This is a genomic window from Cryobacterium sp. Y11, from assembly GCF_002929535.1.
Taxonomy (GTDB): Bacteria; Actinomycetota; Actinomycetes; order Actinomycetales; family Microbacteriaceae; genus Cryobacterium.
Window position 1 is genome coordinate 16,922 of record NZ_PJJO01000059.1, and the last position, 26,401, is coordinate 43,322.

Here is a 26,401-nt window from a genome sequence, read left to right on the forward strand (position 1 = left end):
CACTGAGTGCCACTAGTCTGGTGCATGCACGAGATTTTCGCCACCGACGTCGATTTCTAACGCAGGGAGAACCACATGGTTTCCGCAAGAAAAATCAGCCACATCGAGTTTGCACCCGCGGGCCCTGAACAATCCGCGGGGTCCGATCTCGAATCTGACACCCTGGTCGAGGAAATCTCGATCGACGGCATGTGCGGCGTCTACTAAATCGCAGACATGCCCGCCCTAGATCTTGCCCTTGGATGGGATTTCCATCCCCCAGTATGCGTTCGCCCGGAGCTGTTCGGTGCGCTGCTCTACCATTTCGGCACCCGCACGCCCTCATTCCTAAAAGATACGACACTTCTCTCCGTCGTGAGGACTCTCGTCGACGTACCTTCCGCCCGTGCAGCGTGCACGGTCGCGGGCGTCTCTGACTGCGATCTGCCCCGCTATCAGTGTGCTCTCGGCACGCTCGCGAAATCGTCCATGGTCGTCGAAAGGGCCTCATGACACTCCTCGATGCGGCCGGCACGTCCCCGTTCGTTCTCGCCCCGAAAGACACTCCGCGAAAGACCGAACGTCTCGTGGATCTCTCCGAATACGGTCTCGACGCCCCCATCTGTCTCACCTGGGAACTCACCTACGCCTGCAATCTGTCCTGTGTTCACTGCCTCTCGAGTTCCGGGCGCCGCGATCCTCGCGAGCTGACGACGGCAGAGCCGAAGGCCGTCATCGACGAGTTCGAGCGGATGCAGATCTTCTACGTCAACATCGGCGGTGGCGAACCGACGGTGCGTCCCGATTTCTGGGAACTCGTCGCCTACGCATCAGAGCACCACGTCGGAGTCAAATTCTCCACCAACGGCGTGAAAATTTCCCCTGAGGTTGCCCAGCGCCTCATCAGAAGCGACTACGTCGACGTGCAGATCTCACTCGACGGCGCCACCGCCGAGGTCAACGATCGCGTGCGCGGCCCTTGCTCCTACGCCACAGCCATGAAGGCCATGCAAAACATGTACGACGCCGGCTTCAAAGGATTCAAGATCTCGGTCGTCTGTACGAGTCAGAACATCAGCCAGCTCGACGACTTCAAGGCCATCGCCGATACGTTTGACGCCCAATTGCGGCTCACCCGCCTGCGCCCCTCCGGTCGCGGAGCGGGCGTCTGGGACGAACTTCACCCGACCCAAGTGCAACAGCGCGAACTTTACGACTGGCTCGTCGCACACGGAGACGGGGTGCTCACCGGAGACTCGTTCTTCCACCTCTCCGCCTTTGGTGACGCGCTGCCTGGCCTCAACCTCTGCGGCGCCGGCCGGGTGGTCTGCCTCATCGACCCCATCGGCGACGTCTACGCCTGCCCCTTCGCCATCCATGAAGAATTCCTCGCCGGCAACGTGCGCTCACCGGGCGGCTTCCAGGAGGTCTGGAAGTACTCGGAACTCTTTCTCAAACTTCGCGAACCACAATCCGGTGGAGCCTGCACCTCGTGCGCGTTCTTCGATACCTGCACGGGCGGCTGCATGGCCGCCAAGTTCTTCACTGGATTACCGCTGGACGGCCCCGACCCGGAATGCGTCCAGGGCTACGGCGAAGAGTTACTTCAGAACCGTAAAGGTAAGGCGGTGGAACCTCCAAAATCGTCAATCGTCGACCACTCCCACCGCACTACCCGAGCCGGGCGCGAAGGAATGGGACCGGTACAGCTCACGCTGAGCCGTCGCACGGGGATGGTTCCAGTGAACGCCAGCGACTACGGAGTCAGTCCCCTCGTCGGGTTCACGCCCGAACGACCACCGGCAGGAGCTTGTGACGAGAGCCCGCTGGCCGGGATGAACCTGCTCGCAACTTCGCAATCCACCTGCGCTGGGAGAGCGGCGTAGAAGGAACGTGCGGCTGTAGTTAGAGTTCTCAACCCAGAGAGACGTGACAAGCGCCCGGTGCGCTTGCGACAGAGAGTCGGTGGTCTTCAACCAAAAAATGCGTTATCAAGTATCGGAACGCGCGACTGCTTCGACGAACGGGGACTCTGAGCCGTGAGGTGCAGCACGACGCAGTCGCAGAGTACGCCTTTTGATCGGATGCCGCGCCGCTGCGATGCCGTGTCGGTTTCAGTCGACTGTTTAGAACCTGAACATCAAAAATGAGGAGGAAACCATGGGAAGAGTAGAAGGCAAAGTCGCATTCATCACGGGTGCAGCCAGAGGCCAGGGGCGTAGTCACGCTATCCGACTGGCACAGGAAGGCGCAGATATCATCGCGATCGATGTCTGTGAGGACATTCCCGGAGCGCCCTATGCCGGGGCCACGGAAGAAGATCTGGCCGAAACCGTTCGTCAGGTCGAGGCACTCGATCGTCGCATCATCGCTACTAAGGCGGATGTGCGCGATTTTGATGCCCTGAAATCCGCAGTGGATGAGGGTGTAGCGCAGCTCGGACGCCTCGACATCGTGTCGGCCAACGCCGGCATCGTGACCGACATGGCACCCACCGAGGAGCTCTCGGAGGAGATCTGGACCGACATGATCAACGTGAACCTGTCCGGTGTCTGGCGCACCACAAAAGCAGCGATCCCGCACATCAAGGCCGGTGGGCGCGGTGGATCCATCATCCTGACTAGTTCTAACGCCGCTCTGATGGTTTATCAGAACCTTGCCCACTACACCGCAGCTAAGCACGGTGTCGTGGGACTCATGCGAACGCTGGCCCTCGAACTGGCACCACACATGATCCGTGTCAATAGCATCCATCCGACGCAGGTCAACACTGACATGATCCAGAACGAGGCGATCTACAAGCTATTCCGCCCTGATCTGAAGAACCCCACCCGAGAAGATTTCAAGACTGCATCGTTTGCTATGCAGGCGTTGCCGATTCCGTGGCTGGAAGCAATTGATATTTCCAACGCGTTACTATTCCTGGCCTCCGATGAGGCGAGGTACATAACCGGCGTTGCCCTGCCTGTCGACGCGGGCGGCAGCATCAAGTAAGAATATTCGCTTCACAACTCGACGAGGAGAAGATCATGGGAAGAGTAGAAGGCAAGGTAGCGTTCATCACCGGTGCCGCTAGAAGTCAGGGGCGCAGTCATGCGCTGCGCCTGGCCCAGGAAGGCGCGGACATAATTGCGGTCGACATTGTCGGTCCTGTCGAGTCGGTGCACGCGTACCCAATGGCCACCGAGGAGGATCTTGCCGAGACCGTGCGTCAGGTGGAAGCGTTGGATCGCCGCATCATCGCTACACAGGCCGATGTACGTGACTCAGCAGCGCTGAAAGCGGTGATGGACGATGGAGTCGCTCAGCTGGGACGGCTCGATATCGTGTCGGCCAACGCGGGGATCTTTCAGATGTCCCCGGCGCTCGAGCTTGACGACGCCGCTTGGCAGGAAACCATCGACATTAATCTGACTGGCGTCTGGAACACCTGCAAGGCGGCACTACCGCATCTCATCGAAGGCGGACGAGGCGGGTCGATCATTCTTACTAGTTCGACTGCAGGGCTCAAAGGACTCGCTAACACCGTCCACTACACAGCGGCCAAGCATGGGGTCGTCGGCATCAAACGGACGCTTGCCAACGAGTTCGCTCAATACTCAATTCGAGTGAACTCGGTGCATCCCACAACGGTCAACACGATCATGATCCAGAACGAAGACGTTTGGGGGTTGTTCGATCCGGCTAATCCGAACCCTACGCAGGAATCGGCGGTCGAGGCTTTTAAAAGTCTCAACGCCCTGCCCGTCTCTTGGGTGGAATCGGTCGACATTAGCAACGCGGTATTGTTCCTAGCCTCCGACGAGGCGAGGTTCATCACCGGAGTCACCCTCCCCGTGGACGCGGGCAACCTCGTCAAGTAACCAATCGACGCGGGGCGATGCACTGTGCACCGCCCCGCCATCTACGAAAGAAAAGAGACAGATATGGGAAACCTTGACGGCAAAGTCGCCTTCATCACCGGCGCAGCCAGAGGGCAGGGCAGAAGCCACGCCATTCGCCTGGCGAAGGAGGGCGCCGATATTATCGCGATCGACCTCTGCGAAGGTGTCGACAGCGTCACCTCATTTTATGAGCTAGCAACGGCTGAGGATCTGGCGGAGACCGTGCGGCAGGTCGAGGCTCTCGACCGGCGTATTGTGGCGAAACAGGCGGACGTGCGCGATATCGAAGCGCTGACCAAGGCCGTGGATGAAGGCGTCGCAGAATTGGGACGGCTCGACATCATCGTCGCCAACGCCGGAATTTTCACCTTCGGATCGGACACCCAGAAGATCGAAGAGCAGTCCTGGAAAGACCTTATGGACATTAACCTGACCGGGGTCTGGCACACCTACAAGGCGGCTGCCGATCATCTGATCGCATCAGGTGCCGGTGGATCGGTCATTATTATCTCCTCACTGGCCGGATTCAAGGGACTCGCCAACGTCGCCGCCTATACGACTACCAAGCACGGCATCGTCGGCCTGATGAAGGTGCTCGCCAATGAACTCGGTCCGCACGGAATTCGGGTCAATACGATCCACCCGAACTCGATCGACACGAAGATGGTGAAGAACAGCAACACCTACAAGCTGTTCCGCCCAGACCTTGACGATCCGCAGGCCGAGGATGCCGAACCCGCATTCGCCGGGTTGAACCCTATGGGCAAGGCTTGGATCGAGCCAATCCACGTGTCGAACGCGGTCGCTTGGCTGGCCTCCGACCAGTCATACTACGTCAGCGGAGGCCAGATACCAGTCGACGGCGGAGCGTCCATCAAGTAAACCAGCCCTGTTCCAGATGAAGGAGAACACGTGGCACCGAGCACCATCGTCGATACCGGCCAGCTCGTCACGTAAATGGTCTGAAACCCGGGGCGGTGCATTGCGCCGCCCCAGGCCCACACGAAATCGCAAACCACTCAAGGAAGAGAGATACAACATGGGAAAACTCGATGGCAAAGTCGCCTTCATCACCGGAGCAGCCCGCGGCCAGGGCCGCAGCCACGCGATAGCGCTCGCGAAAGAAGGTGCCGATATCATCGCCGTCGACATTTGCCGGCAGGTTGAGACTGTCCCGTATACCACTGCGACTCCCGACGACCTCGCCGAGACAGTGCGTCAGGTAGAGGCGCTTGACCGGCGCATCATCGCCAGCCAGGTAGACATCCGAGATTCGGCGGCACTGAAGTCGACCGTGGATGCTGGCGTTGCCGAGTTCGGCAGGCTCGACATCGTGCTTGCCAACGCTGGCATTTCAGTGCCGGCCCCGACTCTCGAGATGGACGACGAGATCTGGGACACCATGATCAACGTCAACCTGACCGGACAATGGAAGTCACTCAAGGCATCCGTTCCCCATATCATCGCCGGCGGTCGAGGCGGGTCTGTAGTAATCATCAGTTCGATCGCCGCGCTCAAGGGCAATGCCAACGTCGCGCATTACTCAGCAGCGAAGGCGGGCCTGATCGGCCTTATGAAGGTTATGGCCGTAGAGCTGGCATCGAAGAGCATCCGGGTCAACACGATCCACCCGACGACGGTCAATACCGACATGGTGCTCAACGACCCAACCTACAAGCTGTTCCGCCCGGACATTGAGAACCCGACTCGCGAGGACTACAACGCGGCAGCGCTCACCCTCAACAAGATGCCAACCAGCGGGCTTGAAGCCATCGATATTTCGAACGCCATCCTTTACCTCGTGTCGGACGACGGCCGCTTCGTTACGGGAACCACTCACGTCGTCGACGCGGGTGCCGCTCTCTAACCACGGCCCACTGGCGCGTGTTATGCCCGACAAGTTCTTCGTGAAAAAAGAACGAAGCATCCCCTGCCAAACGCAGGCGTGGTCATAAACAGCTAGAACGCACGACAGGAAGAAGAGAAATCATGAGTTTACTCGACGGCAAGGTTGCACTCATCACCGGTGGAGCCCGCGGTCAGGGCCGCGCGCACGCCATCACATCGGCGCGCGAGGGTGCCGACATTATTCTGGTCGACATCGCCGACCAGATCGATTCCGTGCCGTATGCGATGGGTCGGGCCGCTGACCTCGCTGAGACCGTACGCCAGGTTGAGGCACTCGACCGCCGGGTGCTCAGCATTGAAGCGGACGTGCGTTCACAGCAACAAATGGACGATGCTGTCGCGAAGGGTATCGCGGAGTTTGGGCAGATCGACATCCTCATCGCCAATGCCGGCATCTGGACCCAGGGCGCCTTCTGGGAGCTCTCCGAAGAAGCCTGGGACGACATGATCGGCGTGAATCTCACTGGTGTCTGGAAGTCAGCCAAGGCGATCGCCCCACACATGATCGAACGGCAAACTGGGTCGATCGTGATCACTTCGTCGGTCAACGGCCTCGAACCGGGTGCGAACTACGCGCACTACGTCGCGGCAAAACACGGCGTTATCGGGCTGATGAAAAACATCGCACTCGAACTCGCGCCGCATGGCATCCGTTGCAACTCGATCAATCCCGGCGCCATCAAGACCCCGATGACCGACCATCAGGGCGCGTGGGACATGTTCGCGGGGCACCCTGGGGGCACCGCGGCCGACATGATGGAAGGCGGCTATTCATTCCACGCGCTGAAGGGTATGAGCTTCATGCCACCGCAGGTGATCGCCGACACCGCTCTTTACCTCAACTCGAATCTGGCGGCCGCAGTGACGGGAGTCACCATCCCCGTCGATGCCGGCCACATGATTCTTCCCGGTTTCAATCACGCTCCGGTGAAGTAGCACTGATGCCATCCGCCGCTATCGCAACCGAAGTGGATCGTTCCATGAACATTCCCGACATTTCCGAAACCCGGCAGCGGGTGGCGGCGCACCTCGTTGGCCGTGAACGTGAGATTGAACTCGCACTCGCGGCCGTCGCGGCTAACCGCGACATCCTGCTCGAGGGGCCGCCCGGAACCAGCAAGACCACCATACTCAAAGCTATCACCGCGGAGTGGGGCATCCCCCTGCTCTTTGTTGAAGGCAATGCAGACCTCACCCCGGCCAAACTCGTTGGTCACCACAATCCGGCTCGGGTGCTGCGGGAGGACTATAGCGACGAGAACTTCGTGGCCGGGCCGCTCGTCGAAGCGATGCAACGCGGCGGGTTCCTTTATATAGAGGAATTCAACCGGGCACCCGAAGACACCCTCAACTCGCTACTCACTGCGATGGCCGATCGGGCTATAGCCGTGCCGCGCGTGGGAACCATCACCGCTCTGCCAACCTTTCGGGTGATCGCGTCGATGAACCCGTACGACAACGTCGGCACGACACGTCTGTCTACGAGCGTGCACGACCGCTTGAACCGGCTCGTCATCGACTACCAGGACGAGCCCGCTGAACGCGGCATCGTCACACTCCGTACCCAGGCAACGGGGGATCTCGCCGATCAACTTGTAGTGGATGCCGTTTACGTCACGAGGGGGACCCGGCGGCATCCGGATATAAGGCAGGGCAGCAGTGTGCGTGGCGCGATCGATTGTGTGCTCGTTGCGCTGCAATTGTCCCTGCTGCGTAACCTCAGGTCGCCCGATGACGAGGGCTACCCCGAACTCGTCTACGACGCTATGACAGTCTCCTTGTCGGGTCGCATCCACCTCGACGAGGCCGCAGGAAGCACGCCCGAGCGTGTGTTGCGCGAAATTTGGGAGGACCGCTTTGTCCTCGACCCAGCCATTGCCGAGCCGGGCTGAAGGGAGATCGAGGCGGATACCCCGATCTCCCGGGAATCCCGCCAGAAGCGCACAAGCACCCCGCTGCGCCGCAAACCCAAGCAACTCAAGGAGGATCCGGTCGTATTCGAGCCCAGCACGGGAGGCAACGGTATAGTCTTGCGCGCTCAGTCGACCACACCAGGCGCGACGACGAAATCTCCCCCTGGACACACGGCGGCGGGCATCACCGATGAGGCTGGTGAGGTCGTGCTGGCCGGTGCCGGTGCTGTCGCCATCGATCCCATCGTGCGCGCCAAGGCCAGGCAGATCGCGTCGCGCTTGGCCATCCCCCGGCCGAAAACGGATGCGATGGCCCGCCGTGGGTCTGGCAAACTCGCCAGCATCCCTTATCGAGGCGGTTCGGACGAAATTGACCTCGACCGCACGATCGAAATGCTCGCCGAACACCCGGTTCCGGAAGACGAGGACATCATCGTGCGCGAGCGCATTCGCACCCGCCGGTCGGTCGTGCTTCTCGTTGATGTATCCGGATCGATGAAGGGCGAGCGGGTGCAGACCGCCGCGGCGACGGTCGGTGCCCTCGCCGGCGAACTCCAGAACGACGCCCTCGCTGTCATCGCCTTCTGGTCGGACGCAGCGATACTGCTCCAGCTGGGTCAGAAAGTGAAACCGATGGACCTGCTCGATTCCATCCTGCAGATGCCGGCCCGCGGACTCACCAATATCGCGTTTCCGCTCGAGCTTGCGGCGCGTCAGCTCGCGCGCGCGCCGGTGCGCGACGCGAGGGTCGTGTTGCTGTCCGACTGCGTGCATAACGCGGGGCCGGATCCCCGGGAGCTGGCCGCGCGGCTGCCTCGACTCGACGTGCTGATCGACGTGAGCGGTGAGAAAGACACTGAACTCGGCCGCCAGCTCACGACAGCGGGGCACGGTACCGCTCATCTCGTGCGCACCCACCGTGACGTAGCGCCGGTCCTGGACCAACTTTTTAGAACCTGAACGACTACAGAAAGCAGGAAGTATCATGGCAAAAAATGCGTGGTTCGAAACCGTTGCCGAAGCGCAACGACGAGCCAAGAAGGCGCTGCCCTCGTCCGTCTACGGGGCTCTCGTTGCGGGGTCTGAGCGCGGGCTGACCATCGACGACAACATGGCAGCATACGGTGAACTGGCCTTCTCACCGCATGTCGCCGGGCACCAGGCGGTGCGCGACCTGTCAACGACCGTAATGGGCATCCCCATTTCCTTGCCGGTCATCATCTCACCAACGGGCGTGCAAGCCGTGCACCCCGACGGTGAAGTGGCCGTTGCCCGGGCATCCGCTAACCGCGGCACCATCATGGGCCTGAGCTCGTTCGCGAGCAAGCCCGTTGAGGACGTGGTCGCTGCCAACCCGAATACGTTTTTCCAAATGTACTGGTCGGGCTCGCGGGAGGCGATGGTGCAGCGAATGGACCGGGCGCGGGCCGCAGGCGCCAAAGGCCTCATCGCCACCTTCGACTGGTCATTCTCCAACGGTCGCGACTGGGGAAGCCCGCAGATTCCGGAGAAGATGAGCTTGAAGACAATGATCGATTTCGCGCCGAACGTGCTCCCGCACCCGCAATGGCTGCTGAGGTTTTTGAAGTCAGGTCGGCTCCCCGACCTAACGGCCCCCAACCTCACGCCGCCCGGCGGTACAGCCCCGACGTTCTTCGGAGCGTATGGCGAGTGGCTGCAGACGACACCGCCCACCTGGGACGACGTGGTCTGGATGCGCGAAACCTGGGGCGGAGCGTTCATGCTCAAAGGGGTCACCCGCATCGATGACGCCCGTCGCGCAGTTGACTCGGGCGTCACGGCCATCTCGGTCTCCAACCACGGCGGCAACAACCTCGACAGTACGCCAGCGACGATCCGCATGCTCGCCTCGGTGGCCGAAGCCGTCGGCGACGACGTGGAAATCGTGCTGGACGGCGGCATCCGTCGGGGCAGCGACGTAGCCAAGGCTCTCGCGCTCGGCGCGCGCGCGGTCATGATCGGCCGCGCCTACCTGTGGGGCCTCGCTGCGAACGGCCAAGGCGGAGTCGAGAACGTACTCGACATTCTGCGCGGTGGCCTCGACTCGGCCGTTCTCGGCCTAGGCCATTCGTCGATCCACGAGCTGTCACCCGCGGACTTCTACATTCCGCCGACGTTCTCCCGTATCCTCGGCGCTGACAGCACAGCCGACTCCGTGACCCGCTATTAGCGATCGCATCGCCACATCAACATCAACATCAACAGGTAGGACGAACATCATGACTGGTCGACTCGAAGGCAAGGTCGCCTTCATCACTGGCGCTGCACGGGGGCAGGGCCGCGCCCACGCAGTCAAGCTGGCACAGGAGGGCGCGAATATTATTGCGATCGACCTCGCCGGCCCCATCCCCTTGGTGCCCTACGACTCCTCGTCGATGGAGGACCTGGCCGAAACGGTGCGTCTGGTCGAGGCGGAGGACCGCCGTATCCACTTTGAACAAGGTGACGTGCGGGACCTCGAGGGGATGCGCGGAATCCTTGAGCGGGGCGTCGCTGAATTCGGCCGGCTCGACATCATCGTCGCGAACGCGGGCATCTGCATTCCGGCCAGGTGGAACGAGACGACTCCCGAAATGTTTCAGGTGACGATGGACACAAATGTGACCGGGGCCTGGAACACCGTCATGGTGGGTGCGCCGCACCTGGTAGCAGCCGGTGGCGGATCGATTATCCTCACCAGCTCGTATGCCGGCAAAAAGGTGCAACCGTTCATGGTGCATTACACCGCGAGCAAGCATGCCATCACCGGCATGACCCGGTCGTTCGCGGCAGAACTGGGTAAGGACAACATTCGCGTGAACAGCGTGCATCCCGGGGCTGTCAACACCCCGATGGGCTCGGGTGACATGGTCTCGGCGCTCACACATGCCAGCGAGAGCAACCCGGCGCTCAGCGTGATGGGTACGCCCTTTCTGCCGGACGGAACGGCGGAAGCCAGGGATATTGCCAATGCCGTTGCCTTCCTGGCCTCAGACGACGCGCGCATGATCACCTCGGAGCATTTGAGCATCGACGCCGGCGCTCAGTACTTTTAGGCGCCCGGACCACAACTGTTACCGCCGACGCGATAATCGTGTCGGCGGTGGCAGTTGGTCACCACAGGTCTGGCCGCCAGGGGCGTCGCCCCAATTTTCGCCGGCATCGCTAGCTAGAGAATTACGCCGGAGCGCCGGAAGTCGTGGACGCGAGGAGCGCTCCGGCATCGACCTTGAGCTGAAGTCCGGTGACGTATCGTGATTCGTCCGACGCCAGGAACAACACGGCATTGCTAATATCGACCGGCTCCACGTAACCGATCGGCATGGGCTGCATAGACGGAAATGCCAGCTCGGCGTCTTCCCGAGTCGGGTTCTCCAAGTCTGGTCGGAAGATGTTGTACATCGGTTGGCTCTGCAGCATGTCGGTGTCGACATTTGTCGGATGCACGGCATTCACTCGAATCGAGTGCGGGGCAAGCTGCAGTGCCAAATCGTGCACGAAGCGTGCCACGCCACGTTTCGCGTGAGAGTATCCGGCCCCGCCGGGACCGTTCGCGGGGGTGGACGTGCCTCCCGCCATGAGCCCGGCGACGGATCCGGTGCAGACAATGGATGCCCCCGCACTCAGGTGAGGAAGAGCAGCGGAGACGGTATTGATCACGCCGATCAGGTCGACCTGAATCGCATCGAGAAAACCCTGTGCCGGGACATCAGCTCCGAGCGGGCAGATTCCTGCATTCGCCACGACGATATCAACTCTGCCCAGCTCGGCGATACCGTCGGCCAACGCTGCTACGAGTTGCGCGGGCTCGCGAACATCCGCTTTGCGCGTCACGACTCGTCGGTCAAGCGCCTCGATCAATCGGGCTGTTTCGGCGAGATCTGCCTCGGTCGACAGGGGATAGTGGTTGGTTTCAATGTCCTCGCAGATGTCAACGGCGATAATATCCGCCCCCTCTTGCGCCAGCCGCAGCGCATGACTCCGGCCTTGACCTCGGGCTGCTCCAGTTACAAAGGCGACTCTACCTTCAACGCGTCCGGTCATCGGAACGCCATCCTTTCACTAGGTGGTCGACCGAGCCCCGACAGCGCGGCCACCTTGCTGCACTGAGTGCAACAAGTCTTTGAAGCCTAGCGCGCTGCTCCCCGCCAAGCCAGTAATCTTTCAGAGTGCTCTCCATGACGATTCGAGAACAGCAACGACGCAAAATCTGGCGCGCCTTGCAGACCGCAGCTATCGACCTGGTCGACGAGCACGGTTTCGCCAGCGTGACTGTCGATGACATCGCTTCGGCCGCTGGCGTTTCCCGACGCACCTTCTTCAACCACTTTCCCACGAAAGCTGCGGCGCTTTTCGACCCCGATCCCGACGACGCCGACCGCCTCGCCTATCTGCTAGAACGACTCGATAACCAGGTTGACCTATGGCCCGCCTTAGGCTCGGTTTGTGTGTCCTTCGTCACCGGCCATGAGAACGTCATCGCGGTTCGCCGTCGGCTCATCGAGGACGAACCGGAACTCGACCAGTATCACCGCACCGCTCACCAGCACGTCGAGGTGGCGCTTCGCCGGTGGGCTGCTACCCGAACGGATTTTGATCCGTATACCGCAGCATTACTAACTCATACCGCGACCGCTGTGCTCATTTCCGCCTTCTCCATCTGGAAAGCCGACGACGACCCCGTACACTTCGTCACGCTCGTACAGCGTGGCTTCGACATCATCGCGGCCGGATTCCCGACCTGAACCCGGTATCTGTTCCCGTTTTTCCAGAAGAATCTGGGCTCACTCCGGCCGCTAGCCCAGCTACCCGGGTGGCCGACCAAATTCTTCAGGTTTGCGATAGGCGCCCCGGGCGGGACGGCCAACAGGACGCGTCGGGGACGTTCCGGCGACATCCTCTGGCAGAACGTCTGCCCGATCACAGCACTCATGGCGTGGGTATCCCCCGATGCCAGCAGGATCTCGTCGTTCGACAATTGGCGGTTTCGACGCACAGCACTCCGGTCCATTCATCGGCGCCGAAGTCGGGCATGACTGCCGCTTTAGCGCTCCGCGGGTTCCAAACCACGCTGCTCTGCGAGCCCTCGGTGGCGATCGACAGCACACGCACGGTCCCATCCGAGATGCGCGCCTCAGCGCTGGTGCCGATGTAAATCCGGTCCGTTTCGGCGGCAAACATCACGGACACATCATCGAGGTTGTGCACCCGCAGCGCGACGGCGAGCTCGGCATCGACCGTCACCGTGCAGAGAGCCTCAAACCGATGCGGCCACACAGACCGACGGGATTGCTTACTGTCGCTCAAGTGAAAGACCAGCACGATGTCGTCGCCGGCTTCGCTGGTCTGCACCAGCCGCCATTCCGCGAGGCGGGCAAACCCGTGGGGTGGAGCCGTCGCATCAGTTTCATTCAGCCCAAACCACGGCAAGCAGATCGGCATGCCCCCACGAATGGGCCGGCCGGGGGCATATCCGCTCAGCGTGCTCATCCACAATACCGACGGCTGTCCCTCCGGGTTCCAACTCGTCATGTGCGCATCCTGCAGATATACCGCCGCTGCGCCGACTAGCCCGTTCACCCGAACCACGGGCAGCCCGACCTGGCCAACACCAATGTGAACGGATGCCGGCAGCTTTGGTGCGTCCACCCGCGCCTTAGATTCCGTGACCACGTTCGACACGAGCCAATCGATGCCCACAGATAAGCCCGGCTCGTCATCATGAAGTTCTTCCAAAGTCGCAAGCTGCGACCGGAGTAGGACTGGCGGCATGAAGTGTTCACTACGCCTTTCGTGCCAGTTGTCGAGCACGTCGAGGGTTCCGGCCAGGTGCACGAACCGCACGTTAGGGGCCGCCGCGACGATGGCGTCACGGTAGACGCGTTTGAGCGCTGAGCAGGCGATGACCAGACCGGTTCCCGCTGCACCGGTATCAGCCAGAGCCTGGCCGACCAGCGCGAGCCATGGACAGCGGTCAGCATCCGTTAACGGCACACCGCTGGCCATCTTGACGATGTTGGCCTGCGGGTGCAGACCGTCAGCACCGAGAAACGGCACGGTGAGCACACGGGCGAGCAGTGCGCCGATGGTACTCTTTCCCGAGTCCGACACGCCCAATCACCACGACGCCACTGACGGTCGCGCTCACCGGTCGTGCACCGTTCCAGCGGCCAACTGATTGTACGGCTAGTAGGTCGTGATGTAAGGATACTTGCCAGCTCCGTCCACATCGAGTTCAACACCGAGCCCCGGTTTGTTACCCGGGTGCAGCATGCTGTTGTTCCAGCTGTGATGCTGCTCAAAGACCGCGTTGGTCTTGTCGACGTGCTTCATGTATTTTCGAATGCCGACGTTGGCAGAAAGCGCCAGCCTACATCTGGCCCCAGTCGTGGTCCTCGAACGCAACGATGAGCTGCCAGACGCTTTCCTGCACATTTACCATACGGACGCACATGCACACGGGCAGGTGCAGCAGCGGGCCCATCCACGTACATCCTGACGTCGAACGACTTCGCACGAGCGATCCAGGTAGGTTTCAGTTGGGGCATGCTTCCCGAACAGCAACGCTCCGAGGAGATCGCAACCGGACGCTTGGTCGACCTGGCACCTCGATCTGCGGTCGCCGTTTCGCTCTACCGGCAGCGGTGGAACCTTTCGTCGCCACTGCTGGATTCCGTCTCGCCAGCTGTGGGGGTTGAAACGCCGGCGGGGGGTGCGACCGTTCTAAGTTTCCGAATTCGTTCAGTAGACACCGCGCTAACGCCGCGTACTGCACAAGGTGAAAGCCCTGCATCCCAATTTTCATAAGAAATACCGGGCTGTCTCCGGGCGTGCCCCTGGAAGAATTCGCTCTCCTATAAACGCCCATTCAACATCGTCGATCGGGTCAAAAACCGCGTAAATTCAACGTTCTTGAACCACAGTTGGCTTTCGCACTAGAAAAATTCCGGTCAGAACTGATAACTTCGAAGAGATTTGATTGACGTTACTTTGGCTATCATCGCAAAATTGTGTCGGTCCACTCGCGCTATCGGACAGAGCTGCCCACGGTGGCTCAAGACAGGGGGAGAACTTCATGGGTTCCCTAGTTCTCATGATCATTGGTCTGGCCGTCATGGTGGCTGGATACATGGTCTATTCCAAATATCTCGCACACAGGGTCTTCAAACTCAACGACGCTTTCGTGACCCCGGCTCACGAGCTTAAAGACGGCGTGGACTACGTTCCCACGAACAAGTTCATTTTGTGGGGCCACCATTTCACGTCCGTCGCCGGCGCTGCTCCCATCGTCGGGCCCGCGATTGCAGTGATCTGGGGCTGGCTTCCAGCCTTGCTCTGGGTAACCCTCGGCACCGTATTCTTCGCTGGGATGCACGATCTCGGCACGCTGTGGGCTTCGTCGCGCAACAAGGGACGCTCCATCGGCGCCCTGTCCGCCCGGTACATCGGCAAACGCGGAGCCAATCTGTTTCTGGTTGTGATTTTCCTGGTCCTGCTCATGGTGATCGCGGCATTCGCCGTCGTCATTAAGAACCTCCTCATCAGCACACCGGGAGCGGTCATCCCCGTGTGGGGTGCGATTGTCGTCGCCCTTCTGGTGGGTGTGGCTGTGTACCGGCTTCACTGGCACCTGCTGCCCGTTACCGTCGTCGGCGTCGCAGCGCTCTATGCGCTCATCCTGGTTGGCGACAAGATGCCGGTGGTGCTCCCCGAATCAACACTGGGCATGTCACCGGCCACATTCTGGATTGTCGCCCTGTTCGTCTATGGGGCGATAGCGTCCCTTTTGCCGGTGTGGGTCTTGCTGCAGCCGCGTGACTATATCAATGGTGTGCAGCTTTTCGTCGGCTTGATCTTGCTGTTCGGGTCCGTGCTTTTGGGTGCGCTGTTCTCCGCAACACCACCGGATATCGTCGCTCCCGCCATCAACATGAACGTTCCCGAGGGCACGCCGAGTATGATTCCTCTGCTGTTCGTGACCATCGCGTGTGGTGCCATCTCGGGATTTCACGGCATGGTGTCCTCCGGCACCACTTCGAAGCAGCTCGACAAGGAAACGGATGCTCGTTTCGTCGGGTACTTCGGCGCTGTCGGTGAGGGACTGCTCTCATTGGGAACGATCCTCGCAGTCATCGGTGGATTCAAGTCAGTTGCTGAGTGGAACGAGATCTACAGCTCGTTCGGTTCCGCCGGAGTTGATGCCTTTGTCCAAGGCGGCTCGACGCTGATGCAGAACGGCATCGGCTTGCCTGCATCACTGAGCGCCACGCTGTTGGCAACCATGGCGGTGCTGTTTGCCGCAACCACGATGGACACCGGAATGCGACTGCTGCGCTTTGTGGTCCAGGAAGCCGGCGAGGCCTTCAAGTTGAAGATCGGAAAGACCCCGGCGACCCTCATCGTCGTGGCACTCGGCCTCGGCCTGACGTTCTCGCAGGGAGTCGGAGGCGAGGGCGGTCTACGCATCTGGCCGTTGTTCGGAACCACCAACCAGCTGATGGCGGCGTTGAGCCTGTCGATTATCGTGGTCATCCTGATTCGCAAGGGGCGCAACCCCATCACGGCGTTGGTACCGCTCGTGATCGTTTTCGTCATGGCATTCTGGGCAGCGATCGTACAGCTTGCCAGTTTCGCGAATCCCGGTGATCCGGATTGGATGCTCTTCTCGCTCGATGTGATCATCATCGTGGCCAGCGTGTGGGTCGCCGCCGAAGCGATCATCGCAATGCGCAAGGCCAGGAACATGGTTCCCGAAGATGAGGACGCTGACGCAGAACTGACCGGCACCAGGGCGTCGTAAATCTCGATGCGATCGAAGCCGACGAACCGGCGCCGGAAGGACTCCTTCCGGCGCTGGTCAGCGTTCTGGGAGGGACTGCACGAGTTCTACGTGGGGCCGTACCGTCAGATGTTCAAACGGGAGCAGCAGTCTGAAGATGACCTGTTCATGATTGCTGTTTTGGGCGAAGCCCTTGGCGTGCCGGACCCGGCCGCTTATTACACCGCCGAACTCATGCCTGCTGTTTGGGAGAATTTCCATGCCTGGCATCGCCGTATCGGAATCCCCCACTCCCCATTGGACCATATCGGATGCTGCTGACACTCGCTCGCGATCGGCAAGTGCTCTTCGTTGGAGGCAAAGGCGGAGTCGGCAAGACCTCGGTGGCATCCGCTTTGGCGCTTGCGCGTGCCCGGAACGGCGGTCGGGTACTGCTCGTCTCCACCGATCCGGCACACAACCTCGGACATATCTGGGACACGGCATTATCGGATGCTGTCGCCCGAGTTTTCACCGCTTCCGATGGATGTGTGGATGCCGTTGAGATAGACCCCCGCGCCACCATCGAGCGCCATTTCAAGACAGTCAGCGCCACGATGATGAAGCTTCTGCCCGAGCAGCTGCACCGTTCGGCGAAGGCACACCTTGAGCTCGCAAAAACCGCGCCCGGCAGTCACGAGTCTGCCATGCTCGAACGGGTCGCCGAGCTCATAGACCACGGCATCGACGCCTATGACCTCGTATTGTTCGACACTGCACCATCGGGCCACACGCTACATCTGCTTAGCCTGCCGGAGAAGTTGACGGGGTGGACGGAATCGCTGCTCGCCAGCCGCTCCAGATCGGACCGATTCGCCGCGGCAGCCCGAGGAATTGTCGGCCGTGAAAACCCGGAGACCGCAACCGACTCGGAATTGCGGCGCACATTGGTGGCCCGTCGTGACCGGTTTTCCCGCATGAACAAGACGATCACCGATGGCACCATCACGGGCTTCGTGGTCGTGACCCTCGCCGAAAAGATGCCGGTTGCCGAATCCCTTGACATCGTCAGGCAATTGCGCGGTTTGGGCGTCGATGTCGCATCTCTTGTTGTCAACCGCCGCTCCCCTGCTGACGCCGGCGCCTTCCTTGCTGAACGCAGGATACTCGAAGATATTTGTCTTCAAGAGCTCCGTGAGCACCTTCATACCGTGCCGATGACCGAACTGCCACTGCTGGTTCGAGACATGACCGGAGAAGATGCGTTAAAGGAACTCGCGGCGCTACTCAGCGCACCCTAGCGCTTCAGCACCAACGCGTTCGAAGCACGCTTGCGGGCCTGGCATCGCTGAAGAGCAGCTGGTAATGCAGCATTCGATGCAATGCTGTTCAAATAGGTTTAATGTGTTAATTTTTTGGCATGGTTCATAGTGGATGGGTATGACTTCAGTTGATCCGTAGCAGTTGAGTGATCATGTTGCATTGGATGTTGACGCGAATTCCTCCGCCCGATGAGTTGGATACCGTTATTGCACGGACAGGTGCGCAGCAGCGGAATGCCTCTGTCAGCGATTGGCGAAGTGTTGTATGCGTTCGGGGTGGCGCAGGAGCAGATTCATGGCAGCGAGTGTCATCACCGGATCATCGTTCTGATTGAGCACTTCAACGGCGGTGTACATCAGTTCGCGATCTGGTCCCGGCCGCCCCTGCCCTTCTCGCCAAGATAAACACGAAATAGCCGTCTATCGCCACTTCGCGGCGAAGGAGGCGCTGACTTTTCCCAGGAATTCAATCTCCCTTTTCAGCTCAGCATTCTCGGGCTGCAAAACCATGAATTTGGCCCACTCGACCGGACCATGCTCGGCAGCGCCAGCCTCGGGATGTTCCTCTTTCCAGAGACGAACCCAATTACCCAGCGTCCCCTCGACAACACCAATCTCGGGCGCAACTTGAGCGATCGGCCGACCCGATGAAATGACCAGCTCCACAGCCTCGGCCCGAAACTCGGCATTGAACTTACAACGATTAGTCCTGAAACAGATTCCCTTACCGCCGTCTCGGCAAACCTCCGCAAAACGTACGACTTCTACGTAAAAGCCGCCGAGCTCGAACGTGGTGAGAAGCTTCCGCGGGAACGACGACGCAAAGAAGCCACCGGAACACCGCTGACCACACACAGCGCACTCCCGGCACTGTCACCCCCGCGCTCACAACCGCGCCTCTGACTCTGGCATGACCCCACCGCACACCGAAAGCTTTAGCCTGCCCACCGGCAGGCATTTTTGCATTTAACTCACCGTCGCCAACGTCACCGAGCCGATCAGTGTCGCGCACGCCGTTAAAAACCGAAGGCCGGCTGAGTATTTCTACTCAACCGGCCTGTTCGCTTGGATTCCATGAAAACAAATTCTTAATTTCCTGAAACATCCACAGTGCGCGAGAGGGGACTTGAACCCCTACGTCCTTTCGAACACTGGCACCTGAAGCCAGCGCGTCTGCCAATTCCGCCACTCGCGCGAACTTAGGAATGCTAACACTGCGAGGGGGGTCAGCGCCATTCGACGGCGCGTCGCGTGGTTGAATGGCGCCCCTGGAGCGTGACCGCGCCAGTTGGCGGTCCGCGCGCCAACTGTAGCTGGCGCACTCACCGTTACCTTGCGCGGTGAACAGTGGATGCCGCCGAACCGCCGCATCCGCTCGTCAATACTCTTCAAAAAAGTTCGAAGGAATGCCCACAAAGGGCGCGGAATTCGGTCAGCGGCCCTCCGCAGGTAGTATGACTATTCGTGCCGTTTGCGCGCCCAAGGCGGGTTGTCACCCGCGACAAGTAACATGCTCATAGCCAAACGGACCGGATCGGGAGACCTGTGGGCATACTGGATAACTTTGAAAAGGGATTGGAGCGCGCCGTCAACGGAGCGTTCGCCAAGACCTTTCGATCGGGCTTGCAGCCGGTAGAAATAACCTCCGCGCTGCGTCGTGAGCTCGACACCAAGGCCGCTGTTGTCTCGCGGGATCGCATTCTCGCGCCCAATCGTTTCACCGTGCGCATGTCTCACGCCGATTATGCGCGCATGAACGCGCTCGGTGTCACACTCATCGACGAGCTCACCGCCCTCGTGCAGCGGCACGGTACCGAGCAGCGGTACCAGTTCACCGGCGGCATCGTTATCACCCTGCACGACGACCGCAGCCTCAGCGAGGGTATGGTGCAGATCGACTCCAGCACAGTCACCAGCACGGTCGCGTGGACCCCGGTGCTCGACATCAATGGCACCCGCTACCCGCTGACCAAGGACCGCACCGTGATCGGCCGAGGCTCCGACGCCGACATCACCATCGACGACACCGGCACCTCGCGTCGCCACGTCGAAATTCTCTGGGACGGCGCCCGCGCCCAGGTGCGCGACCTCGGCTCCACCAATGGCTCCCAGCTCAACGGCGCCCCGGTCAGCCAGGCCATCCTCGAACCCGATTCGATCGTCACGATCGGCCGCACCCGCATCGTCTTTCGCGTACTCGCGCAAGCCTCCACCGACTCTCCGCGCGCTGCCGCACCGACCGACCCGGCCACCGAACGTCACGACATGGGTGGATTCTGGGGGCCGAACGCATGAACGTCAGCGAACTGACCCTGCTGGTGCTGCGCATCGGCTTCCTCCTGCTGCTCTGGATGTTCATCTTCGGCATCGTCTACGCCCTGCGCAGCGATCTGTTCGGCCAGCGCGTGCGCAAATTAACAACGGATGCTGCCGCTCCCGTCCCCGCGTTCCCGGTCGCCGCAGCTCCCGCCGCCCCGGTCCCGCGGGCCACCCCGGCTGCCCCAGATGTGCCGGGTGCCGCTTCGGGACTAGCTACCAGCCAGAACACCACCCGCCTCGTGATCACGAGTGGCCCCAAGGCTGGCACCGAATTTCCACTCGGCGCAGACCCGATCACGATCGGCCGCTCGGCCGATTCGAGCTTGGTCATCCGCGATGACTACACCTCAACACACCACGCCCGCCTCATGCTCTGGAACGACGAGTGGATGCTGCAAGACCTCGACTCCACCAACGGCACCTTTCTTGCTGGCGCCCGCGTCACCGTGCCGACCAAGATTCCCTTGAACGCCACCGTGAAGATCGGCGCCACCAGCTTCGAGCTTCGGCGGTAGGTCATGGCGACGGTCAGTCATAGCGCAGCCGCGTCCAACGTCGGCAAGGTTCGCTCCAACAATCAGGACTCCGCGTACGCCGGACGCACCCTGTTTCTGGTCGCCGACGGCATGGGCGGCCACGCCGGCGGCGACGTCGCGTCCTCGATTGCGACCAAGCGCATCATCGAGGCCGACCAGGCATACCCGAGCGCGCAGGACGCCGAATTCGCCCTGCAGGCCGCCCTCATCGGCGCCAACGCCCAGCTCGCCGAGACGGTATTCGAGCACACAGAACTGACCGGCATGGGCACAACCGTCAGCGCCCTCATTGTGCTCGAGAACGAGGTCGCGATCGCCCACATCGGCGATTCGCGCATCTACCTGCTGCGCGACAACGAGCTCTCCCAGATCACCATCGACCACACCTTCGTGCAGCGCCTGGTCGACAGCGGCCGCATCACAGAGGCCGAGGCCATGGTGCATCCGCGCCGCTCCGTGCTCATGCGCGTGCTCGGCGACGTCGAGGCGAGCCCCGAAATCGACACGTCCATTCTGGCCACGATCACCGGCGACCGCTGGCTGCTCTGCTCAGACGGTCTCACCGGCGTCGTGTCACACACTGGCATAGCCTCAGCCCTGGCAAGCGGCGCCAACGCGCAGGATGTCGCCGACCTGCTCGTCAAAGAGAGCCTCGACGGCGGCGCCCCCGATAACGTGACCGTGGTCATCGTCGATATCGGCGAGGGCATACATCGCACGGACAGCCCCGTCATCGTCGGCTCGGCCGCCAATCCGCTCGCCTTCGGTGAGGAACCCGGTCGCAACCGCGCCCTGCGCATCCCGACTCTGCGCCTACATCCGGTGCGCGAAACACACTTCGAGCCCGATTCGCAGGATTACCTCTCCGAACTGATCGAAGAGGATGCCCGCCGCGCGCGCCGCCGCAGGGCCACCTGGCTCTTCGGTGTGATCGTGCTCGTGCTCGCTATCGTTGGTACTAGCATTTTGAGCTACCAATGGACCCAAACTCGATACTTCGTCGGAGCCCAGGATTCAACCGTGGCGATCTATCAGGGCGTGCAGCAGGATATCGGCCCGATCAAGCTCTCCAGCGTCTACAAAGACACCAATATCAACCTGTCCGACCTGCGCGTCTACGACCGCCAGCTGGTCGAGCAGACCATCAATGCCGGCTCGCTCGCGGACGCGCAGGCCATCGTCGAACGACTGAAGGATGCGATCGTTGAGTAAGGCATCCGCTCAACAAGCACGTCAGACGCCGGTTACCCAGCCGGTGCGTCGTCTGCACCTGCCACAGAAGCTGCGAAATCTCGAGCTGTTCCTGCTACTGATCGCCTGTTTCATCAACGCGAGCGCCGTCGTTTTGGTGCAGTTGGGCGCCCTTGGCGAAATCGACACGACCCTGGTGCTGCTGGGTGCCGGTCTGGCGGTGCTCGTGATCGGACTGCATGTCGTGTTGCGCTTCGTCGCCCGCGACTCCGATCCGTTCATATTGCCGATCGCCACGGTGCTCAACGGCATCGGCATCGCCATGATCTACCGCATCGACATCGCCGACCAAGATAGCGGATGGGAGAGCGCGGCCGTGCGCCAGACGGTGTGGAGTGCCCTGGCCATCTTGAGCGCTATCGTCGTGCTTCTGGTCATTCGCAATCATCGCGTGCTGTTTCGGTACACCTATATTTTCGGATTTCTTGGTGTGGTTTTGCTGTTTCTGCCGCTCATTCCCGGCCTTGGCCGCGAGGTTAGTGGAGCGCGGGTCTGGATCGGATTCGGGAGCTTCGCCACCTTCCAGCCCGGCGAGATCGCCAAGATCGCCCTTGCCGTGTTCTTCGCCGGTTATCTGGTGCGCAACCGCGACAGCCTTTCCATGGTCGGCAAAAAGTTTCTCGGCGCGCGTTTTCCGCGCCTGCGCGACCTCGGCCCGATTCTCGTCGTCTGGGCCCTGTCGATGTCGGTCATCATCTTTCAGCGCGACCTCGGCACCGCCCTGCTCTACTTCGGCTTATTCCTAGTCATGCTCTACCTCGCCACCGGGCGCCTGAGCTGGGTCATCATCGGCCTGAGCCTATTTCTTGGCGGAGCACTGCTGGCCAGCCAGACCCTCGACTATGTCAACGGCCGTTTTACGAACTGGCTCGATGCCTTGAATCCGGATGTTTACGAAGCGCGCGGCGGCAGTTTTCAGCTGGTGCAGGGCCTGTTCGGCCTGGCCAAGGGCGGCCTGCTCGGCACCGGCTGGGGCCAGGGACGGCCGGAAATCACCCCGGTTCCGCAGAGTGATTACATTATCGCCAGCCTCGGCGAAGAGCTCGGGCTCGCCGGAATCTTCGCGATTCTCGCGCTCTACCTCTTGTTTGTGGCGCGTGGCTTTCGCATCGGCTTCGCCGGTCAGGATGACTTCGGCAAGCTCCTCGCCGTCGGTCTCGCCTTCGTCGTTGCACTGCAATGCTTCATCGTCATCGGCGGCGTCACCCGGGTCATCCCGCTGACCGGTTTGACCACCCCGTTTCTGGCCGCCGGAGGCTCCTCGCTCGTGGCGAACTGGATCATCGTTGCCCTGTTGCTGCGGCTGTCCGATACCGTGCGCAACCAACCCAGGCTGGTGATCTAGTGAATCGCGAACTTAAACGCGTCAGCATCGTAGTGCTGTTGATGTTCATCGCTCTGCTCAGCTCGACCTCGATCGTGCAGGCCTTTCAAGCCGATAATCTCTCGGCCGATCCGCGCAACACGCGCACGCTCTACGACAGCTACCAGGTCGAGCGTGGCGCCATCCTGGTGGCCGGTGAACCGATCGCCCAGTCCCTGCCGGCCGATGACGACTATAAGTTTCTGCGCACGTACACCAATCCAGAGCTGTACGCACCGATCACCGGGTATATCCCGATCAACGGCGAACCGACCGGGCTGGAATTCGCCCTCAATGCCGAGATGACCGGCACCTCCAACTCGCAGTTCTTTGACAAGATCAGCGCCCTCGTCACTGGCCAGGACCCGAAGGGCGCCGCCGTCGAGGTCACTATCGATCCCGTAGCCCAGCAGGCGGCCTGGGATGCCCTCGGCGATTACACCGGATCGGTTGTCGTCACCGAACCCGCGACCGGCCGCATCCTGGCCATGGTCTCTAAGCCGAGCTTCAATTTGAACCTGCTCACCGTGCACAACAATAAAGAGGTCACCGCGAGCTACGAGGCACTCCTGGCCGACGATAACAACCCGCTGATCAACAGGGCGATCAATTCCCTCAACCCTCCCGGATCGATCTTCAAGCTCGTCGTCACCACGGCTGCTCTCGAATCAGGCGACTACACCCCGGAAAGCACCTTTCCGAATCCGGCCGTCTATACCGCGCCCGGCACGACAAGCAAGATCGAAAACTCCAGCGGTCAACCCTGCGGTACCGGCGACACGGTCACCCTGGCCACGGCCCTCCGGCTCTCCTGCAATATTCCGTTCGCCGAGCTCGGCGTCAAGCTCGGCGACACGGCTATTCGGGAAACCGCCGAGAAATTCGGTTTCAACAAGAGCTACAGCATCCCCATGACCGTGGCTGAGAGCGTCTACCCAAACGGACTCGATGATCCGCAAACCGCGCAGTCTGCGTTCGGCCAATTCGACGTGCAGGCCACCCCGCTGCAAATGGCGATGGTCAGTGCTGCCATCGCCAACGGCGGTGTCGTGATGGCACCGACCCTGGTTCAAGAGATTCTCGCGCCCAACCTGAGCGCCATCCAAACCTTCGAACCAGCCGAAATGGGGCGGGTGATGAGCGAAAAAACAGCCGCAACCCTGACCGGAATGATGATCAATGGCGTTCAGGATGGCGCCGCTAGCAATGCAAGAATAGACGGGGTCGACGTGGCAGGGAAAACAGGCACGGCGCAGAACGGGTCAACTGATCCCTTCACATTGTGGTTCACCGGTTTCGCGCCGGCAACGGACCCGCAGTATGCCATCACCGTTCTGATCGAGGACGGCGGGGGAATGGAACAATCCGGGTTCGGCAACCTTCTTGCCGCACCCGTCGCAAAAGCGGTACTAGAGGCGGTGCTTAACAAATGAGACCCACAGCAGGCCTCACCTTCGGCGGACGATACGAGCTGCAGTCGCGCATTGCGATTGGCGGCATGGGTGAGGTGTGGAAGTCCACCGATCTCGTCATCGGCCGCAGCGTCGCGATCAAGATTTTGAAGGACGAGTATCTCGGCGACCCCGGCTTTCTCGAGAGGTTTCGCGCTGAAGCACGCCACGCTGCCCTGGTCAACCACGAAGGCATCGCGAATGTCTTCGACTACGGCGAAGAAGACGGCAGCGCCTTTCTGGTCATGGAACTCGTTCCCGGCGAAGCCCTGTCGACCATTCTTGAGCGGGAGCACGTTCTCCCTACCGACAAGGTGCTCGACATCGTCGCGCAGACCTCGGCCGCGCTACACGCCGCCCACGCCGCCGGTCTCGTGCACCGCGATATCAAGCCGGGCAACCTGCTCATCACGCCAGAGGGCCGGGTCAAGATCACCGACTTCGGCATCGCCCGCATCGCTGACCAGGTTCCGCTCACCGCGACCGGCCAGGTCATGGGAACCGTGCAGTACCTTTCGCCGGAACAGGCCAGCGGTCACCCGGCGTCCCCCACCACCGACATCTACTCGATCGGTATTGTCGCCTACGAGTCCCTCGCTGGACGCCGCCCATTCACGGGCGAGTCGCAGGTTGCGATCGCCATGGCCCAGATCAACGAAATCGCGCCCGATCTTCCGGTGACGGTGTCGGAGCCGGTGCGCAATCTGGTCTTCGCCTGCCTGGCCAAGAACCCTGCCGATCGCCCGGCGTCTGCTGCCCACCTGGCGCGCGCGGCATCCGCTTTGCGACGCGGGGATGTGGCCGCTGCCGCCGTGGCCGTGCCATCCATTCTGGGCGGTCTCTCGGCCACCAGCGCCACCATGCTCATGCCCGGGGCCGGCTCAGACCAAGCCACCACCGTTTTGCCGGCCACCGGCGCACCCATCACGCGGGCATCCACGGCCACCGCCGAAGCCGAAAAGAAGAAACGTAGCCCGTGGACCTGGCCACTCATCGCCCTCGTCGCACTGCTGATGATCGTGCTCACCGGCACGCTGATCGCCCTGTTCGCGCAAAACAACGAGGCTCCGGCAGCGCCGGTCCAGACCTCGGCCACCCCCTCGGCGACCCCCTCGGCGACGCCATCCGCCACTCCAACACCTACGCCCACACCGACGCCCACTAATGCGTCGATCAACCCAGACGACTTCGTGGGTATGCTCAGCTCTGAAGCCGCCGCCAAGCTGGTCGGCATGGGTTTCGTTGCCGACATTGAGCCTGGAAACGCGGCGGAGACCGCTGAAAACGTCGACCGGGTCTACCGGGTCAACCCCACCGGACCGGTTCCCGAGGGCGCTACAGTCACCCTCACGGTCTGGGGCGCTGTGGCAACTCCGACCACGCCCACGTCCAAACCGACGGCAACGCCGCTCGCTGTGGCCGAAGACGGAACGGTGACGATCACCTGGGGCGCACAGACGTGTCCCACCGGTCAGACGCTGTCGGGTTACAAAGTCGTCGCCGAGGGTGGCGGCGCCACCGTCGCCGCCGACGGCCTCACCGCGGCGGCGGTTGTGACCACAACCGTGACGGCCGGAAACGCAGACTTCACCGTAAAGTACAGCTACTTCTGCGGCCAGGTCAGTTCGGAATTCTCGCCGTCCTCGGACACCGTGGTGGTCGCACCGGCAGCGGTCGTTCCGGGCATCGGCGGCTAACTCCCCGCTGTCGTGCGGTA

26 protein-coding genes and 1 tRNA gene are annotated in these 26,401 nt (G+C 61.3%); 22 read left to right on the forward strand and 5 right to left on the reverse strand.

Annotation, left to right across the window (positions count from 1 at the left end):
* The first annotated feature begins 75 nt into the window (after positions 1–75).
* From mftA to CXY75_RS13575, 12 genes are all read left to right on the forward strand, one after another.
* Positions 76–207 carry a mycofactocin precursor MftA gene (mftA, locus tag CXY75_RS13520; RefSeq protein WP_104083351.1) on the forward strand — a complete coding sequence of 44 codons (132 nt, stop codon included), beginning with the start codon at positions 76–78 and terminating at the stop codon, positions 205–207.
* Positions 208–216: 9 nt separating this feature from the next.
* Positions 217–492, forward strand: a complete 276-nt coding sequence (gene mftB, locus CXY75_RS20810) for a mycofactocin biosynthesis chaperone MftB (RefSeq protein ID WP_104083352.1) — start codon at positions 217–219, stop codon at positions 490–492.
* Entirely contained in the window at positions 489–1,865 is a 1,377-nt protein-coding gene (mftC, locus tag CXY75_RS13530; protein ID WP_104083353.1) for a mycofactocin radical SAM maturase, read from the forward strand. Before mftB ends, mftC begins: the two co-directional genes overlap by 4 nt.
* 274 nt (positions 1,866–2,139) lie before the next feature.
* Positions 2,140–2,973, forward strand: a complete 834-nt coding sequence (locus CXY75_RS13535; RefSeq protein ID WP_104083354.1) for a mycofactocin-coupled SDR family oxidoreductase — start codon at positions 2,140–2,142, stop codon at positions 2,971–2,973.
* A 35-nt stretch (positions 2,974–3,008) separates the two neighbouring features.
* Positions 3,009–3,842 carry a mycofactocin-coupled SDR family oxidoreductase gene (locus tag CXY75_RS13540; protein ID WP_104083355.1) on the forward strand — a complete coding sequence of 278 codons (834 nt, stop codon included), beginning with the start codon at positions 3,009–3,011 and terminating at the stop codon, positions 3,840–3,842.
* A 63-nt stretch (positions 3,843–3,905) separates the two neighbouring features.
* Positions 3,906–4,745, forward strand: a complete 840-nt coding sequence (locus CXY75_RS13545) for a mycofactocin-coupled SDR family oxidoreductase (RefSeq protein WP_104083356.1) — start codon at positions 3,906–3,908, stop codon at positions 4,743–4,745.
* 157 nt (positions 4,746–4,902) lie between these two features.
* Positions 4,903–5,730 (forward strand): mycofactocin-coupled SDR family oxidoreductase, encoded by an 828-nt coding sequence (locus CXY75_RS13550; RefSeq protein ID WP_104083357.1) that lies wholly within the window; start codon positions 4,903–4,905, stop codon positions 5,728–5,730.
* A gap of 122 nt (positions 5,731–5,852) precedes the next feature.
* Positions 5,853–6,707 (forward strand): mycofactocin-coupled SDR family oxidoreductase, encoded by an 855-nt coding sequence (locus tag CXY75_RS13555; RefSeq protein ID WP_104083358.1) that lies wholly within the window; start codon positions 5,853–5,855, stop codon positions 6,705–6,707.
* A gap of 44 nt (positions 6,708–6,751) precedes the next feature.
* Complete coding sequence (locus CXY75_RS13560; RefSeq protein ID WP_104083572.1) at positions 6,752–7,663, forward strand: MoxR family ATPase; 912 nt, start codon at positions 6,752–6,754, stop codon at positions 7,661–7,663.
* A gap of 138 nt (positions 7,664–7,801) precedes the next feature.
* Positions 7,802–8,644: a VWA domain-containing protein gene (locus tag CXY75_RS13565; RefSeq protein ID WP_199182467.1), complete on the forward strand. Its 843-nt coding sequence runs from the start codon at positions 7,802–7,804 to the stop codon at positions 8,642–8,644.
* A gap of 25 nt (positions 8,645–8,669) precedes the next feature.
* On the forward strand, positions 8,670–9,875 hold the full coding sequence (gene mftD / locus CXY75_RS13570; protein WP_104083360.1) for a pre-mycofactocin synthase MftD: 1,206 nt from the start codon (positions 8,670–8,672) through the stop codon (positions 9,873–9,875).
* Between the two features lie 49 nt (positions 9,876–9,924).
* The gene (locus CXY75_RS13575; RefSeq protein ID WP_104083361.1) at positions 9,925–10,740 is read left to right on the forward strand and encodes a mycofactocin-coupled SDR family oxidoreductase; all 816 of its coding nucleotides are present in this window, start codon (positions 9,925–9,927) and stop codon (positions 10,738–10,740) included.
* Positions 10,741–10,861: 121 nt separating this feature from the next.
* On the opposite strand, the gene CXY75_RS13580 is transcribed toward CXY75_RS13575, so the two are convergent.
* Positions 10,862–11,728, reverse strand: a complete 867-nt coding sequence (locus CXY75_RS13580; protein ID WP_104083362.1) for a mycofactocin-coupled SDR family oxidoreductase — start codon at positions 11,726–11,728, stop codon at positions 10,862–10,864.
* A 134-nt stretch (positions 11,729–11,862) separates the two neighbouring features.
* On the opposite strand from CXY75_RS13580, the gene CXY75_RS13585 reads away from it, so the two are divergent.
* The gene (locus tag CXY75_RS13585; RefSeq protein ID WP_104083363.1) at positions 11,863–12,429 is read left to right on the forward strand and encodes a TetR/AcrR family transcriptional regulator; all 567 of its coding nucleotides are present in this window, start codon (positions 11,863–11,865) and stop codon (positions 12,427–12,429) included.
* A 184-nt stretch (positions 12,430–12,613) separates the two neighbouring features.
* On the opposite strand, the gene CXY75_RS13590 is transcribed toward CXY75_RS13585, so the two are convergent.
* Positions 12,614–13,795, reverse strand: a complete 1,182-nt coding sequence (locus tag CXY75_RS13590; RefSeq protein WP_233201908.1) for a gluconokinase, GntK/IdnK-type — start codon at positions 13,793–13,795, stop codon at positions 12,614–12,616.
* A gap of 75 nt (positions 13,796–13,870) precedes the next feature.
* Positions 13,871–14,017 carry a hypothetical protein gene (locus tag CXY75_RS19850; RefSeq protein WP_158251211.1) on the reverse strand — a complete coding sequence of 49 codons (147 nt, stop codon included), beginning with the start codon at positions 14,015–14,017 and terminating at the stop codon, positions 13,871–13,873.
* 742 nt (positions 14,018–14,759) lie between these two features.
* Between CXY75_RS19850 and CXY75_RS13595 the strand changes: the two genes are divergently transcribed.
* From CXY75_RS13595 to CXY75_RS13605, 3 genes are read left to right on the forward strand one after another with little or no spacing between them, the layout of a single operon-like run.
* Positions 14,760–16,484, forward strand: coding sequence for a carbon starvation protein A (locus tag CXY75_RS13595; protein ID WP_104083365.1), 1,725 nt, complete (start codon positions 14,760–14,762; stop codon positions 16,482–16,484).
* 6 nt (positions 16,485–16,490) lie between these two features.
* Entirely contained in the window at positions 16,491–16,784 is a 294-nt protein-coding gene (locus tag CXY75_RS13600) for a cory-CC-star protein (RefSeq protein WP_233201909.1), read from the forward strand.
* Complete coding sequence (locus tag CXY75_RS13605; RefSeq protein WP_104083366.1) at positions 16,775–17,743, forward strand: ArsA family ATPase; 969 nt, start codon at positions 16,775–16,777, stop codon at positions 17,741–17,743. Before CXY75_RS13600 ends, CXY75_RS13605 begins: the two co-directional genes overlap by 10 nt.
* Positions 17,744–18,184: 441 nt before the next feature.
* Here the strand turns inward: CXY75_RS13605 and CXY75_RS13610 are convergent, their stop codons facing one another.
* Both CXY75_RS13610 and CXY75_RS13615 read right to left on the reverse strand, forming a co-directional pair.
* Positions 18,185–18,619, reverse strand: coding sequence for a transposase (locus CXY75_RS13610; RefSeq protein WP_104083367.1), 435 nt, complete (start codon positions 18,617–18,619; stop codon positions 18,185–18,187).
* Between the two features lie 256 nt (positions 18,620–18,875).
* Positions 18,876–18,959, reverse strand: a tRNA-Leu gene (locus CXY75_RS13615).
* 350 nt (positions 18,960–19,309) lie between these two features.
* Between CXY75_RS13615 and CXY75_RS13620 the strand changes: the two genes are divergently transcribed.
* From CXY75_RS13620 to CXY75_RS13645, 6 genes are read left to right on the forward strand one after another with little or no spacing between them, the layout of a single operon-like run.
* Positions 19,310–20,059, forward strand: coding sequence for a DUF3662 and FHA domain-containing protein (locus CXY75_RS13620; protein WP_104083368.1), 750 nt, complete (start codon positions 19,310–19,312; stop codon positions 20,057–20,059).
* Positions 20,056–20,598 carry an FHA domain-containing protein gene (locus CXY75_RS13625; RefSeq protein WP_104083369.1) on the forward strand — a complete coding sequence of 181 codons (543 nt, stop codon included), beginning with the start codon at positions 20,056–20,058 and terminating at the stop codon, positions 20,596–20,598. The genes CXY75_RS13620 and CXY75_RS13625 overlap by 4 nt, the downstream gene beginning before the upstream one ends.
* Before the next feature lie 3 nt (positions 20,599–20,601).
* Positions 20,602–21,831 carry a PP2C family serine/threonine-protein phosphatase gene (locus CXY75_RS13630; protein WP_104083370.1) on the forward strand — a complete coding sequence of 410 codons (1,230 nt, stop codon included), beginning with the start codon at positions 20,602–20,604 and terminating at the stop codon, positions 21,829–21,831.
* The gene (locus CXY75_RS13635; protein WP_104083574.1) at positions 21,815–23,215 is read left to right on the forward strand and encodes an FtsW/RodA/SpoVE family cell cycle protein; all 1,401 of its coding nucleotides are present in this window, start codon (positions 21,815–21,817) and stop codon (positions 23,213–23,215) included. The genes CXY75_RS13630 and CXY75_RS13635 overlap by 17 nt, the downstream gene beginning before the upstream one ends.
* Positions 23,215–24,666 carry a penicillin-binding protein 2 gene (locus CXY75_RS13640; RefSeq protein ID WP_104083371.1) on the forward strand — a complete coding sequence of 484 codons (1,452 nt, stop codon included), beginning with the start codon at positions 23,215–23,217 and terminating at the stop codon, positions 24,664–24,666. The genes CXY75_RS13635 and CXY75_RS13640 overlap by 1 nt, the downstream gene beginning before the upstream one ends.
* Positions 24,663–26,381 carry a protein kinase gene (locus CXY75_RS13645; protein ID WP_104083372.1) on the forward strand — a complete coding sequence of 573 codons (1,719 nt, stop codon included), beginning with the start codon at positions 24,663–24,665 and terminating at the stop codon, positions 26,379–26,381. Before CXY75_RS13640 ends, CXY75_RS13645 begins: the two co-directional genes overlap by 4 nt.
* Positions 26,382–26,401 lie beyond the last annotated feature (20 nt).

Bases quoted from the DNA above. Each gene is read 5' to 3' on its own strand.
- mftA (WP_104083351.1), top strand. From the start codon at position 76: ATGGTTTCCGCAAGAAAAATCAGCCACATCGAGTTTGCACCCGCGGGC.
- mftB (WP_104083352.1), top strand. From the start codon at position 217: ATGCCCGCCCTAGATCTTGCCCTTGGATGGGATTTCCATCCCCCAGTA.
- mftC (WP_104083353.1), top strand. From the start codon at position 489: ATGACACTCCTCGATGCGGCCGGCACGTCCCCGTTCGTTCTCGCCCCG.
- CXY75_RS13535 (WP_104083354.1), top strand. From the start codon at position 2,140: ATGGGAAGAGTAGAAGGCAAAGTCGCATTCATCACGGGTGCAGCCAGA.
- CXY75_RS13540 (WP_104083355.1), top strand. From the start codon at position 3,009: ATGGGAAGAGTAGAAGGCAAGGTAGCGTTCATCACCGGTGCCGCTAGA.
- CXY75_RS13545 (WP_104083356.1), top strand. From the start codon at position 3,906: ATGGGAAACCTTGACGGCAAAGTCGCCTTCATCACCGGCGCAGCCAGA.
- CXY75_RS13550 (WP_104083357.1), top strand. From the start codon at position 4,903: ATGGGAAAACTCGATGGCAAAGTCGCCTTCATCACCGGAGCAGCCCGC.
- CXY75_RS13555 (WP_104083358.1), top strand. From the start codon at position 5,853: ATGAGTTTACTCGACGGCAAGGTTGCACTCATCACCGGTGGAGCCCGC.
- CXY75_RS13560 (WP_104083572.1), top strand. From the start codon at position 6,752: ATGAACATTCCCGACATTTCCGAAACCCGGCAGCGGGTGGCGGCGCAC.
- mftD (WP_104083360.1), top strand. From the start codon at position 8,670: ATGGCAAAAAATGCGTGGTTCGAAACCGTTGCCGAAGCGCAACGACGA.
- CXY75_RS13575 (WP_104083361.1), top strand. From the start codon at position 9,925: ATGACTGGTCGACTCGAAGGCAAGGTCGCCTTCATCACTGGCGCTGCA.
- CXY75_RS13580 (WP_104083362.1), bottom strand. From the start codon at position 11,728: ATGACCGGACGCGTTGAAGGTAGAGTCGCCTTTGTAACTGGAGCAGCC.
- CXY75_RS13585 (WP_104083363.1), top strand. From the start codon at position 11,863: ATGACGATTCGAGAACAGCAACGACGCAAAATCTGGCGCGCCTTGCAG.
- CXY75_RS19850 (WP_158251211.1), bottom strand. From the start codon at position 14,017: ATGAAGCACGTCGACAAGACCAACGCGGTCTTTGAGCAGCATCACAGC.
- CXY75_RS13595 (WP_104083365.1), top strand. From the start codon at position 14,760: ATGGGTTCCCTAGTTCTCATGATCATTGGTCTGGCCGTCATGGTGGCT.
- CXY75_RS13600 (WP_233201909.1), top strand. From the start codon at position 16,491: ATGCGATCGAAGCCGACGAACCGGCGCCGGAAGGACTCCTTCCGGCGC.
- CXY75_RS13605 (WP_104083366.1), top strand. From the start codon at position 16,775: ATGCTGCTGACACTCGCTCGCGATCGGCAAGTGCTCTTCGTTGGAGGC.
- CXY75_RS13625 (WP_104083369.1), top strand. From the start codon at position 20,056: ATGAACGTCAGCGAACTGACCCTGCTGGTGCTGCGCATCGGCTTCCTC.
- CXY75_RS13630 (WP_104083370.1), top strand. From the start codon at position 20,602: ATGGCGACGGTCAGTCATAGCGCAGCCGCGTCCAACGTCGGCAAGGTT.
- CXY75_RS13635 (WP_104083574.1), top strand. From the start codon at position 21,815: ATGCGATCGTTGAGTAAGGCATCCGCTCAACAAGCACGTCAGACGCCG.
- CXY75_RS13645 (WP_104083372.1), top strand. From the start codon at position 24,663: ATGAGACCCACAGCAGGCCTCACCTTCGGCGGACGATACGAGCTGCAG.